12 protein-coding genes are annotated in these 12,026 nt (G+C 66.0%); 7 read left to right on the top strand and 5 right to left on the bottom strand.

What is annotated here, in order from left to right; genetic code table 11:
* Positions 1 to 99 precede the first annotated feature (99 nt).
* Both mmsB and QFZ70_RS11710 read left to right on the top strand, forming a co-directional pair.
* Positions 100 to 1,002: a 3-hydroxyisobutyrate dehydrogenase gene (gene mmsB / locus QFZ70_RS11715; RefSeq protein ID WP_307095754.1), complete on the top strand. Its 903-nt coding sequence runs from the start codon at positions 100 to 102 to the stop codon at positions 1,000 to 1,002.
* Between the two features lie 13 nt (positions 1,003 to 1,015).
* Positions 1,016 to 2,500, top strand: a complete 1,485-nt coding sequence (locus QFZ70_RS11710) for a CoA-acylating methylmalonate-semialdehyde dehydrogenase (RefSeq protein ID WP_307095753.1) — start codon at positions 1,016 to 1,018, stop codon at positions 2,498 to 2,500.
* A 33-nt stretch (positions 2,501 to 2,533) separates the two neighbouring features.
* Here QFZ70_RS11710 and QFZ70_RS11705 read toward each other — a convergent pair whose 3' ends face one another.
* Together QFZ70_RS11705 and QFZ70_RS11700 are read right to left on the bottom strand one after the other, a co-directional pair.
* On the bottom strand, positions 2,534 to 3,070 hold the full coding sequence (locus QFZ70_RS11705; protein ID WP_307095751.1) for a hypothetical protein: 537 nt from the start codon (positions 3,068 to 3,070) through the stop codon (positions 2,534 to 2,536).
* Between the two features lie 313 nt (positions 3,071 to 3,383).
* A complete protein-coding gene (locus QFZ70_RS11700; RefSeq protein ID WP_307095750.1) occupies positions 3,384 to 4,253 on the bottom strand; it encodes an SGNH/GDSL hydrolase family protein in 870 nt (289 codons plus the stop codon).
* Positions 4,254 to 4,330: 77 nt separating this feature from the next.
* Here QFZ70_RS11700 and QFZ70_RS11695 point away from each other — a divergent pair, with 77 nt between their 5' ends.
* Positions 4,331 to 4,981 carry an alpha/beta hydrolase gene (locus QFZ70_RS11695; RefSeq protein WP_307095748.1) on the top strand — a complete coding sequence of 217 codons (651 nt, stop codon included), beginning with the start codon at positions 4,331 to 4,333 and terminating at the stop codon, positions 4,979 to 4,981.
* 30 nt (positions 4,982 to 5,011) lie between these two features.
* On the opposite strand, the gene QFZ70_RS11690 is transcribed toward QFZ70_RS11695, so the two are convergent.
* Positions 5,012 to 5,245, bottom strand: a complete 234-nt coding sequence (locus QFZ70_RS11690) for an RNA-binding S4 domain-containing protein (protein WP_307095745.1) — start codon at positions 5,243 to 5,245, stop codon at positions 5,012 to 5,014.
* A 32-nt stretch (positions 5,246 to 5,277) separates the two neighbouring features.
* On the opposite strand from QFZ70_RS11690, the gene QFZ70_RS11685 reads away from it, so the two are divergent.
* From QFZ70_RS11685 to QFZ70_RS11675, 3 genes are all read left to right on the top strand, one after another.
* A complete protein-coding gene (locus QFZ70_RS11685) occupies positions 5,278 to 6,285 on the top strand; it encodes a DMT family transporter (protein WP_307095743.1) in 1,008 nt (335 codons plus the stop codon).
* Positions 6,286 to 6,419: 134 nt separating this feature from the next.
* Positions 6,420 to 7,805 (top strand): glycine--tRNA ligase, encoded by a 1,386-nt coding sequence (locus QFZ70_RS11680; protein WP_307095741.1) that lies wholly within the window; start codon positions 6,420 to 6,422, stop codon positions 7,803 to 7,805.
* Between the two features lie 2 nt (positions 7,806 to 7,807).
* Positions 7,808 to 8,833, top strand: a complete 1,026-nt coding sequence (locus QFZ70_RS11675; RefSeq protein ID WP_307095739.1) for a GNAT family N-acetyltransferase — start codon at positions 7,808 to 7,810, stop codon at positions 8,831 to 8,833.
* Between the two features lie 77 nt (positions 8,834 to 8,910).
* On the opposite strand, the gene QFZ70_RS11670 is transcribed toward QFZ70_RS11675, so the two are convergent.
* Complete coding sequence (locus QFZ70_RS11670) at positions 8,911 to 9,711, bottom strand: DUF1295 domain-containing protein (protein WP_307095737.1); 801 nt, start codon at positions 9,709 to 9,711, stop codon at positions 8,911 to 8,913.
* Positions 9,708 to 10,466, bottom strand: coding sequence for an alpha/beta hydrolase (locus tag QFZ70_RS11665; protein ID WP_373461679.1), 759 nt, complete (start codon positions 10,464 to 10,466; stop codon positions 9,708 to 9,710). The genes QFZ70_RS11670 and QFZ70_RS11665 overlap by 4 nt, the downstream gene beginning before the upstream one ends.
* A gap of 84 nt (positions 10,467 to 10,550) precedes the next feature.
* On the opposite strand from QFZ70_RS11665, the gene QFZ70_RS11660 reads away from it, so the two are divergent.
* A complete protein-coding gene (locus QFZ70_RS11660; protein WP_307095733.1) occupies positions 10,551 to 12,020 on the top strand; it encodes a YibE/F family protein in 1,470 nt (489 codons plus the stop codon).
* Positions 12,021 to 12,026: the final 6 nt, after the last annotated feature.

Genomic DNA, 12,026 nt, shown 5'->3' with positions numbered 1-12,026 from the left:
CTGTGATTTTTCCCCTTGATTGCACTGTAGCAGGGTGTGATGGTGGACACAGACCTTCCGGCCGCCCTCGGCCGGAGACACAGCAAAGGAGCTTGGGCCATGGCAGTAGTCGGTTGGATCGGTTTGGGGAACATGGGCGGTTCCATGTCCGGGAACCTGGCAAAGGCGGGCCACGACGTACGGGGATTCGATCTCAACCCGGCGGCCCTCGCCGCAGCGGAGGCCGGAGGGGTGAAACCGGTGGCGAGCATCGCTGAGGCGGTGGCGGGCGCCGACGTTGTGTTCACCATGCTTCCGAAAGGCGAGCACGCAAAGGCCGTGTACCTCGGCGGGGACGGAGTGCTGGCCCATGCAGAGACGCGAACCCTCCTGGTCGATTCCTCCACGATCGACATCGCCGCGGCCAAGGAACTGCACGACGCCGCTGCTGCCGCCGGCTTCCGCTTTGTGGACGCCCCTGTCTCGGGCGGCATGAGCGGCGCCTCAGCAGGAACGCTCACCTTTATGGTCGGCGGTGAAGCGGGCGCCGTGGCCGACGCCACCGGCTACATCGAACCGATGGCTGCGAATATCATTCCCACCGGCGGAGCCACCACGGGCCAAGCAGCCAAAATCTGCAACAACCTGATGCTCCTGATCAACCTGGCCTCCACCGCCGAGGGCGCAGTGCTGGCAGACCGGCTGGGCCTCGACAAGAAGGTCTTCTGGGATATTGCTTCCGTCTCCTCCGGGGACAGCTGGGCACTGCGCACCTGGTACCCGGTTCCAGGCGTTGTCCCCACCGCAGCATCCAACAACGACTTCGCGCCCACCTTCACTGCCGAGCTGGCGAACAAGGACATCGGCCTGGCCATCAGCGCCGCAGAGGACACCGGCACGCCGCTCGAAATCGGCAAGCACGTCCAGCAGCTGTACCAGCGCCTCATCGATGCGGGCGAGTCCGGCAAGGACTGCTCCATGATCATCAAGCTCGTTGACGGCTCACTGGATTCAGCAAAGTAGAAGAGAGACCTCCATGCACACCATCCCGCACTACATCAACGGCAACCGCGTCACCGACGCTGAACGCTTCGGCCCCGTCTTCAACCCGGCTACCGGCGAGCAGGAAAAGCAGGTGGCGCTGGCTTCGGCGGCCCGGGTGGAGGAAGCCATTGCCGCCGCCAAGGCGGCCCTGCCGGCATGGCGGGCAACAAGCCTGGCCAAGCGCACCAACATCTTCTTCCGCGTCCGCGAAATCCTGACCCAGCGCAAGTCCGAATTGGCCGCCATCCTCACCAGCGAGCACGGCAAGGTACTTTCCGACGCCGAAGGGGAGATTTCCCGCGGGCTCGAGAACATCGAGTTCGCCACAGGTCTTTCCCACATGCTCAAGGGGGAACGCTCCGAACAGGTTTCCAGCGGCGTGGATGTCCATTCCGTCCGGCAGCCTGTGGGCGTGGTGGCCTGCATCACCCCGTTCAACTTTCCGGCCATGGTGCCGCTGTGGATGATCGGCAGTGCGCTGGCCTGTGGCAACACTGTGCTCCTGAAACCCAGTGAGAAGGATCCGTCCTCCGCTGTGTTCATCGCGGAAGTCTTTGCCGAAGCGGGACTGCCGGCCGGTGTGCTGAACGTGGTCCAGGGCGACAAGGAAGCGGTGGACGTCCTGCTCGAACACCAGGACGTCAAAGCCGTCAGTTTCGTTGGCTCAACGCCCATCGCGCAGTCGATCTACAAGCGCGCAGCGGACCACGGTAAGCGCGTCCAGGCCCTGGGCGGGGCCAAAAACCACATGGTGGTCCTCCCGGATGCGGACCTTGACATGGCAGCAGACGCCGCCGTTTCGGCTGCCTACGGTTCGGCAGGCGAGCGGTGCATGGCGGTCAGTGTGCTCGTCGCCGTTGGCAACATCGCGGACGATCTTGTGGCGGCCATCCAGAGCCGGATGGCTACCCTGACCATCGGCCCGGGCACGGACCCGGCGTCGCAAATGGGCCCGCTGATCACCGCCGAACACCGCGACAGGGTGGCCTCTTATGTGGCCGGCGCCGGGAACGAAGGTGCCACGGTGGTGGTTGACGGCCGTTCGCAGCAGTTCGATTCAAAGGGGTTCTTCATCGGAGTCAGCCTGGTGGACCACGTCAAGCCGGGCATGAAGGTGTACGACGACGAGATCTTCGGCCCCGTCCTCTCCGTGGTGCGCGTGGATACCTACAGCGATGCAGTGCGCCTGGTCAACGACAACGAGTTCGGCAACGGGGTTGCCATCTTCACCCGCGACGGCGGCGCTGCCCGCCAGTTCGAGTTCGACGTCGAGGCGGGCATGGTGGGGGTCAACGTGCCCATCCCGGTGCCGGTGGGCACCTTCTCCTTCGGTGGGTGGAAGAACTCCCTGTTCGGTGACACGCACATGTACGGGCCGGACAGCATCCGGTTCTACACCAGGGGCAAAGTGGTCACCACGCGGTGGCCGGACCCGGCCACGTCTGTCATCGACCTGGGCTTTCCGCAGGTGGACTGACGCCGGAGGATGGACGAGATGGACTGACGCAGGCTAGCCGTTCATGATCTCGCCGCGCCGGGTCATGTACTCCTCGACGGACAGTTCGCCGTTGCTGTACTTCTCGTCCAGTTCGGCAAGTTTGCGGGCGCGGTAGCCCTGCGGGGCCGACGGCGGCGGGGGAGTCGCAGGTGCCGCAGGCTGCTGCGGGGCTTCTTCACGGTAGCCCTGCTGATGCTGCCCATGCTGCGGCTGCCCGTACGGCGGGAACTGCTGGTCCATGGGCGGGACCGGCTGGATGGGCGGCAGCGGCTGCTGGGGCGGCAGGGGCTGCGGCCGGTCAAGCTCGCGGAATCCGCCGCTGAAGTAGTCCTGCTGGGTGAAGCCGTCCCGCGGCTGCTTGTTCTGCGGGCCGGCTGATCCCGGGAACTGCCCTGCTCCGGGGAATTGGCCGCTGCCGGGGAACTGCTCGGGGTAGCGCCCGGAAAAGGTTTGCTCGTGGTTCCTTCGGGCGACAGACTTCCGGTACATCCGCATGGCCATCGGGATCAGGAATGACAAAATGATGATCCAGAAAAACAAGTTGCTCACGGTGCCGTGCCTCTCATGTGTGTCCTTCCAGCTTAACCCCGGACTGCACCCGAACGGCCGGGAGTCCCGTGAAGGCGCCGGACCGCTCCGCGGCGTCCTGCACTGCGGCCAGCGGGAACCCGGAGACTCACCTGATGGGGACCCCTACCAGTCGGCGCAGTCCTTGACCGGTGCGGGGCCGCGGGCCTGTTAAGTAGCGGAAGGTCAGGTGAGCGAGTGCTTCCAGCCGGGTGGGCGCGGTCTCCGGGCCAGCCGGAACGCGCTCGTCAAAAAGCGCATACTTCTGCTTCAGCGCACGCAAAAGCCTGCAGCGCTAGCGCCGGACCGCCTCGGTGGTCCCCAGCGGACCCTCGCCGGATCCCAACGGGACGCCCGGACCAAAGACGGGACCCGGCGTCGGACGCTTCGCGGTAATCCCGTCGCCGGAGGACTGGTGGCGCAGCCGGCGCAGCACCCAGGGCACGAAGTACTCGCGTGCCCACACGAGGTCGCCAGAGCGCGCCTCCCGCCAGGTGCGCGAAGGCACAGGTTTAGGCTGCAGCGGCTCCAGCGTATGGTCCACATTCAGCGAGTCCAGCACCATGGCTGCGATGGTGTGGTGGCCCAGCGGGGAGAAATGCAGCCGGTCCTGGTCCCACATCTGCGGATCGCTGAGCTGGCGCAGGGACCACATGTCGGCTATCACGGCGTCGTGCCGGGCAGCCACGGTACGCAGGTTCTCGTTATAGATGGCCACCTTGCTGCGGATCCTGCCCAGCACCGACGAGCCGGTGTCCGGGCCGTTGAAGAGGACCACGGTGGCGCCGCCCATGGCCAGGATCTGCACCACCGATTCGAGTTTCTCCGCCAGGACGTCGGGGTCGCCGCCCGGGCGCAGCAGGTCATTGCCGCCGGCCGAGAGGGTGACAAGGTCCGGCTTCAGCGCCAGGCAGGGCGCGAGCTGCCGGTCCACAATCTGCTGCAGCAGCCGGCCACGGACGGCAAGGTTGGCATAGGCGAAGTCGGGCTGCGTCCGGCCCAGTTCCTCCGCCACCCGGTCTGCCCAGCCGCGGTAGCCGCCGGGGCTTGAGGGCTCGGGATCGCCGATGCCCTCGGTAAAGGAATCGCCCATTGCCACGTAGCGGGTCCAGGGGTGGGATCCGGCGTGGGCAGTGGGGGTCCGAATGGCACTCGTGTCAGTCACGGTCCTATCCTGCCTTCCGCTTCGCTGGCTACGCCAACGTAGGTTGTTACCTATAGGTAACTGTAAGAATGGAAACCATGACCGAAGCCGAAGTATTTCCTGCCCCTGTTGTTTTGTGGTCCCATCCGGAGGACCAGCGCGACGGCAAGCCGCTGCTGGTGCTCCTGCACGGCTACGGCGCCAACGAACAGGACCTGCTCAGTCTGGCCGACCTGCTGCCGGGGGACTTCGCCGTCGCCTCCGTCCGGGCGCCTATCGCTATGGGCCCGGGCTTCACCTGGTTCCCGCTCACGGCATCCATCGACTACTCACTGGACCGGGTCAAGGCGGCTTCGTCCTTTGTGCTGGACTGGATCGATGCCATCAAGGTGGGGCACCCCTCGGTGTCCCTGCTCGGCTTCTCCATGGGAATGGCCATGGCCACCACGCTCCTGCGGCAGCGGCCCACTGACTTTGCGGCCGTCGTCGGACTCTCAGGTTTTGTGGTGGACGCGGGCGACGATCCCAGCTTCAAGGACTCCGAACTGGACGGCACTGTTCCCATGTTCTGGGGCCGGGACCAGCAGGATCCGGTGATCACCCCGGACAAGATCGACTACACCATGGGCTGGGTCCGCCGGCACGTCAAGCTCACCAAGGTGCTCTACACAGGCATGTGGCACGGGATTAACCAGCAGGAGATCGGCCACGTGGGCGAATTCCTCACGCACGAGGTGCTCAAGAAGTAGGCGGACGACGGCGGGGGCCCGCGTGGGGGATCAGTCCGCCTTCGGTGCCACCACCCGGACGGTCTGCCCGTTGACCGTGACAGTGTCCCCGTTGTGCAGCTGGCGGCCGCGCCGGTCATCGATCTCGCCGTTAACCTTGACGAGCCCGTTCTTAATGAGTTCCGCCGCCTCCACGCCGTCCTCCACCAGGTTGGCGAGCTTCAGCAGCTGGCCGAGGCGGATCATGCTGTCACGGATGGGGACGTCTTCAACGGGGTTGCTCATGAAGCAATAATGCCTGACGTAAGGTGGATTCAGTGACCTCCACCTCCCGCCTGCCGCTGCTTGCAGGCCTTCCATTGGCGGTGGGCGCAGGCCTGGCCATTCCCCTGCAGGGCCGCATCAACGGTGCCTTGGGTGCCCGGTTAAACGACGGCATCGCTGCATCCGTGGTGAGTTTCAGCACAGGCCTTGTGGTGATGATCCTGATCTCGCTGCTCCTGCCGCGCGGCCGGGCCGGGCTGGCCGGGATCCTGCCCGCCGTCCGCAACAGGGCGTTTCCCCGCGTCTACGTCCTCGCCGGCGGCATCGGCGCGCTGTTCGTTTTTGCCCAGTCCTTCACGGTGGGCATCCTGGGCGTGGCCCTCTTCACCGTAGCCACGGTCACCGGCCAGACCGTCAGCGGTCTACTGGTGGACCGGTTGGGCATCGGGCCGGCAGGCCGTAAGCCCGTCACCGCGATCCGGGTCATCGGCTGCCTGCTGACCATTGCCGCCGTGGCTTGGGCAGTTTCGCCCCGGTTTACCGGAACCGCCGGAGGAACGTCCGACGGCGGCGCTGGACTTGGCAGCGCAGGGGCCCTGCTGCTTCCCCTCCTTCTCCCCGTCCTCGCCGGGTTCCTGATGAGCTTCCAGCAGGCCATGAACGGAACAGCGACAGTCCATTACGGGACGCCGATCGCCGCCACCCTGGTCAATTTCGTGGCCGGTTCGGTGGTCCTCTGGACGGCTTACGCCATCAAGGTGGCCCTGGCCGGGCCAGGCAATCCGCTGCCGGGGGAGTGGTGGTACTACGTCGGCGGGCCAATGGGGTGTGTCTTCATCGGCCTGGGCGCCCTGCTGGTCCGCAGCCTGGGCGTACTGGTGACGGGCCTGGGCATGATCGCCGGCCAGCTGCTGGGCTCGCTTGCGCTCGACGTGATCCTGCCCGCGCCCGGAACCGTGGTTGCACCGGCCACAGTGCTCGGCACCATCCTCACGCTGGCCGCAATCATCCTGGCAACCCTGCCCTGGCCGCGGGGCGCGCTCCGCAGCGGGCACCGGTAGGCTAGGACACGCAGCTTTTTGCATCTTTCCTTCATCCGCCCCAGCGGCAGCCTGCGGTCATGCACCGCCGGTTATCCCGGGGCCTGAAAACCGCGGACCGCACCCAGCGGCCCTGTAGAAATTGGAGTTTCCCCATGGCAGCAAAATCCGTTCTCGACCAGGTCATTTCCCTCTCCAAGCGGAGGGGTTTTGTGTTCCAGGCCGGTGAGATCTACGGAGGTTCGCGTTCTGCCTGGGACTACGGGCCCCTCGGTGCGGAACTGAAGGAAAACATCAAGCGCCAGTGGTGGCAGTCCATGGTCCGCGGCCGCGAGGACGTGGTGGGCCTGGACTCCTCCGTCATCCTGCCCCGCCAGGTATGGGAAGCCTCCGGCCACGTGGAGGTCTTCTCCGATCCGCTGGTGGAATGCCTCTCCTGCCACAAGCGCTACCGCGCGGACCACCTCGAGGAAGAGTACGAGGAAAAGAAGGGCCGCCCCGCCGAGAACGGCCTGAAGGACATCGCCTGCGCCAACTGCGGCACCCGCGGCGAATGGACCGAACCCCAGGAATTCTCCGGCCTGCTCAAGACCTTCCTCGGCCCGGTGGCCAGCGAGGAAGGCATGCACTACCTGCGCCCGGAAACGGCCCAGGGCATCTTCGTCAACTTCAACAACGTGCTCACCACCTCCCGCAAGAAGCCGCCGTTCGGCATCGGCCAGATCGGCAAGTCCTTCCGCAACGAGATCACCCCCGGCAACTTCATCTTCCGTACCCGTGAATTTGAACAGATGGAGATGGAGTTCTTCGTTGAGCCCGGAACCGATGAGGAATGGCACCAGTACTGGATGAAGGAGCGCATGTCCTGGTACACAGACTTGGGCATCCGCGAGGAAAACCTGCGCTTCTTCGAGCACCCGCTGGAGAAGCTGAGCCACTACTCCAAGGGCACCACGGACATCGAGTACCGCTTCGGCTTCCAAGGCTCGGAATGGGGCGAGCTCGAAGGCATCGCCAACCGGACCGACTTCGACCTCTCCACGCACGCCAAGGCCTCCGGCACGGATTTGAGCTACTTCAACCAGGCCACCAACGAGCGCTACACCCCCTACGTGATCGAACCCGCCGCGGGCCTCACCCGTTCCTTTATGGCGTTCCTGGTCGACGCCTACACCGAGGACGAGGCCCCCAACGCCAAGGGCGGCGTTGATGTCCGCACCGTCCTGAAGCTGGACCCGCGCCTGGCCCCGGTCAAGGCCGCCGTGCTGCCGCTGAGCCGCAACGAGGAGCTGTCCCCGAAGGCAAAGGACCTCGGCGCCCAGCTGCGGAAGAACTGGAACATCGACTTCGACGACGCTGGCGCCATCGGCCGCCGCTACCGCCGCCAGGACGAAATCGGTACCCCTTTCTGCATCACCGTGGACTTCGACACCCTCGAGGACCAGGCCGTGACCATCCGTGAGCGGGACACCATGAGCCAGGAGCGCGTCTCCTTGGACAAGGTTGAGGGCTACCTGGCCGCACGCCTGATCGGCGCCTAGCAGTGGCCATCGAATACCGCGAATGGCGCGAAGGCGATGACCTGGCCCTCCTTGAGATCTGGGGCGGCCCCGAAACCCACCAGGCCCGGCAGTTCCGCAGTGCCCTTGCGCCTTCTTCCGACGGCGACGGCTCGCCGTGGCGGCGGTGCATCGTGGCCGAGGACGTGGTGGACGGCGTCGGAATTCCCGTTGCGGCGGGCGTTGTGTACGAGGCCTCCCTGCACCCTGAGCGGCTGTGGACGTACATCGAGGTGGCCCGCGACCACCGGCGCTCGGGCGTGGGTGCGACGCTCCTGACCATGCTGCGCCGCGAAGCCGAACAGTCGCCGTCGGGCGTGTCCAGGCTCCGCGCCAAGGTGGAGCCGGGCACCCCCGGCGCCGCTTTTGCCGAAGCCTTTGGCCTTTCGCCCATCCAGCGTTCACGGCTGGTGGTGGTGGAACCGGGTGCCCTGAGGCTTCCCGTATTCCCGGCGAAGGACGACGGCGGCGGGCCGGCCAACGACGAAAACGCGGGCTCAGACGTGGTGATGGACCTGGCCACCGGCTCCGTGGAACTCACCGACGTGGTGGGGCGCTATTACACTGCCATCCACGGGTGGGATTCACCGGGCGTGCTGTCCGTGAGCCAGGTCCAGAAGCTGTTCCTGGACGACCTCACCGGTGCGCACGGCGCGATTGTCCTGCGTGCCCAGCCTGAGTCTGCCTTCGGTTCCGGGGTGGCGCCGAGCAAGAAGGGCCGGATCCGTGCCTTCGCCGTTAGTTACGCAGCGCCGGCCCAGGGTCCGGAGGAGGACGCGGGCCAGAGCGGTGAGGAACCTACGGACGTGTTTGTTGGCCACGAACCGGCGCTTGCCGCGGATGACGCCGCCGAGGCCGTCCGGGACATGCTCGCGCTGATTGCGTACCAGCACCCTGTCATGCTGGAACTGGACGATTCCATGACAGCCCTGCGCGCCGCCGTCGAGCCCCTGCTCGACAACGGCAAGGCACGTCTCTCCGGTCCGGAAACCCTGGTCGTCTCGGACTAGGCAGTCTCCAGCCCTCTGAGTGGCGCCGAGTGCCGTTTTGACGGTTCAGAACGGCACTTGGCGCTACCTGCTTGTGGTCAGTGGCGCTTCGGCGGCCGGGGGATAAAGCCGCTGGTGGCTTCGACGTACTCGCGGTAGCCTGGGCGCCCGGACATTGCCTTCTCCGTCAGCGGCTTGCCCGTCTTCGCCGCTAAGGTCCACACCATCAGCGCTGGCGAGAGCACAGTCAGGATTCCGGGCCACGAATCGGCGGCGATCAGGAACAAACCAGTCCACACGGCGGCGTCGCCGAAGTAATTGGGGTGCCGGGTATAGCGCCACAGGCCGGTGTCCAGGACAGTTCCACGACGGCTGGTGTCCCGCTTGAACTGCTGCAGCTGCCAATCGCCCACGGTTTCGAAAGCGAACCCGGTGAGACAGAGCAGGACGCCCACGAGCGCAAGCCAGCCAATGCCGCCGGTGGCGGACATACCAACCTGGACGGGCAGCGAAACAAAGAACATCACCAGGCCCTGCGGCAGGTAGACCCGCCGGAGCGCATAGGCATTCCTGTTGCCGGGCGCACTGCTGAGCATGGCCTGGTACCGGGGGTCCTCATGGCCGTCGCGGGCGCGCCAGCCGATATGGGCACCCAGCCGCAGGCCCCATACCGCGGTCAGCAGGAGGAGCAGCAGGCGCCTGGCGTCGTCGCCAATTCCGGCGGAAAGGCACCAGGACACCACAGCGACGGCCACGAATCCCGGACCCCACGCCACATCCATCACCGAGTGCCGGCCCTGGCGGACGGCTACGGCGAACGTGATGGCCAGGACCACGACGACGGCGAGCGCGGTCCAGGGCAGGGTGGCGGCAAAGTGCGCCCAGGGGAAGGGGGTCACAGGGTCACCTGGACCGCCGATGCCGGCAGCAGTTCGTCAAAGCCCCGGGGCAGGGCCACGTCCGCCCCGGTTGATTCCTGGAAGGCCTTCAGGACATACCCGGTGGAGAGCGTATGCCACAGCCGGATCTTGCGGAACATAAAATGCCCAACGCCTTTGAGGGCAACGTACTGCATGGACTCAGCGTTCGCGGCGGCGCGGCGTGCAAACGCGAGCGACGCCGAGGGGCTGGTCCACCTGTCGAGGGTGCCGTGGACAATAAGCACCTTCCGGCCGGCCACTGCTGAAACCGGAGTCCCGGGGCTGAGCCAGGGCGCCAGGGCCACAACAGCTTCCACCTGCACGTGGTCCGCAGCGCAGACCGCGGTCAGCCCGCCCATCGAGTGGCCCACCAGGAATACCGGCACGCCCGGGTGCCGGCTGCTGATCTGTTCCAGGGCCCAGCGCGCATCCTGCAGGGGCGACATGTCAGCCCCGTTCCAGCCGCGCACGCTGTTGCGCAGGGACCACACAGCGAGTCCGTGTTTTCTGCCGGCCCGGTGCAGGTGCCGCGCGAAGGGGACCATCCTTGCCGGGCTAAGGTGGGTCGATTCCACCGGTTCGCGGCTGTGGGATTTTCCTCCGTGCAACACCAGGGCAACCCCCAGGGTGGGCCCGGACGAGGGAAGCACGCTGAGCACGGCCTGGCGGTCAGATTCGGCTGCGGTTCCCGCGACATTAAAACTGCCGCTTTCCCCTGTGCTGCGGTTGGCCATGCCCGGTTCCTCCCAGTTCTGACGATCCATTTATCAACCCTATGGTGCCGGACGTAGAGTTCAACGTATGAGGTTCTACTGCTGATGGGGTCCGGTCACTCCCACGCTTCTACAGGTCATTCGGAGCCGACGCCGCAGGCGATGGCCGCCCGCCGGAAGGCAAACCGCATCCTCGCCGCGGTGCTGATTCCCCTGACGGTCCTGACCCTGGCAGGTATGGCCATGCTGTGGCCCTCCGGGAGCAAGGAAGGCATCTCCCTGGCCAACCCCTATTCCGCCGCCCCGGGGGTCACGTTCGATACGGGCAGCATCCAAAGCGTGGTCACTGAAAACTGCATGCAGGGCGTGGCCCAGCAGGGTCAAGGCCAGCCGGGTACGGGCGAACAAGGCCAGAACCAGCAGGGCCAATCCCAGCAGGGATCCGACTGTACGTTTGCCTTCACCGAACCGGACAAGGGCGGAAGCCCGGTGAAGGTGGTCATCAACCCGGACGTCGCGAAGTCCCATGGGGTCAAGCCCGGTGACCAGATCCGCTACCTGAACCTGTCCAACGCCCAGGGCGCGTCAGCGTCACAGGGTTCGCCGGCCTTTATCTTTGTGGACTTCGTCCGGACCCTGCCGATAGTCCTGCTCGCACTGCTTTATGCCGCGGTGGTCATTGCGGTGGCCCGCTGGCGCGGCCTCCGGGCACTGATCGGACTGGTCGGCGCGTACTTCGTGCTGGCCAGCTTTATGCTTCCCGGCCTGGTGGAAGGCAAACCCCCGCTGCTGCTGGCTCTGGTGGGATCAACGGTGATCATGATCGGGGTCCTGTACTTCGCCCACGGCTTCTCGGCGCGGACCTCAACCGCCCTTCTGGGCACCATGTTCGGGCTGGGGATCACGGCGCTCCTCGCAGCCTGGGCCACGGGCGCCGCAAACCTTGCCGGAGTGGGCAACCACGAGGCAACCACCCTGGTGAACACGTCGGCCAACGTCTCCATCTCGGGCGTGATCCTGTGCGGGCTCATCATCTCGGGGCTTGGTGTCCTGAACGATGTAACCATCACACAGTCCTCCGCGGTGTGGGAACTGTATGAACTGGCACCCGGCAGCAGCGCGCGGAAACTGTTCACCTCTGCGATGCGCATCGGGCGTGACCACATCGCCTCCACCGTGTACACCATCGCGTTCGCCTACGCCGGCGCCGCCCTGCCGATCCTCATCATCGTGATGCTCTACGACCGCCCGCTCGCGGATACCCTCACCAGCGCTGAGCTGTCCGAAGAGGTCATCCGGACCCTGGTCGGCTCCATCGGCCTGGTCCTGGCGATCCCGGTGACCACCCTGATTGCCGTACTCGTGGTGAAGGCGACCGGTGCACGGGCAGCGGAGCTTCCGGACTCCGGCGGCCGTGGAGTGGACATGGACCATGGCCAGGCCACAGCCGCTCGAGGGTCAGCCCACCCGGGAACGCAACCGGCCGTCAATCCTGATGATGTCTCCGATACGGGCACGCTCGCGGCCGCGGCCCTCCAGACCCGGCGGGGGCGCAGGGCTGCAGAGCGGGACTGACAGCGG

This window comes from Arthrobacter sp. V1I9 (genome assembly GCF_030817075.1).
GTDB lineage: Bacteria > Actinomycetota > Actinomycetes > Actinomycetales > Micrococcaceae > Arthrobacter.
The sequence above is the reverse complement of the archived record's forward strand: the minus strand, read 5'-3'. Positions and strand labels throughout refer to the sequence as shown.

Coding starts and splice junctions, on each gene's coding strand:
- mmsB (WP_307095754.1), top strand. CDS start 100: ATGGCAGTAGTCGGTTGGATCGGTTTGGGGAACATGGGCGGTTCCATG.
- QFZ70_RS11710 (WP_307095753.1), top strand. CDS start 1,016: ATGCACACCATCCCGCACTACATCAACGGCAACCGCGTCACCGACGCT.
- QFZ70_RS11695 (WP_307095748.1), top strand. CDS start 4,331: ATGACCGAAGCCGAAGTATTTCCTGCCCCTGTTGTTTTGTGGTCCCAT.
- QFZ70_RS11690 (WP_307095745.1), bottom strand. CDS start 5,245: ATGAGCAACCCCGTTGAAGACGTCCCCATCCGTGACAGCATGATCCGC.
- QFZ70_RS11680 (WP_307095741.1), top strand. CDS start 6,420: ATGGCAGCAAAATCCGTTCTCGACCAGGTCATTTCCCTCTCCAAGCGG.
- QFZ70_RS11665 (WP_373461679.1), bottom strand. CDS start 10,466: ATGGCCAACCGCAGCACAGGGGAAAGCGGCAGTTTTAATGTCGCGGGA.
- QFZ70_RS11660 (WP_307095733.1), top strand. CDS start 10,551: ATGGGGTCCGGTCACTCCCACGCTTCTACAGGTCATTCGGAGCCGACG.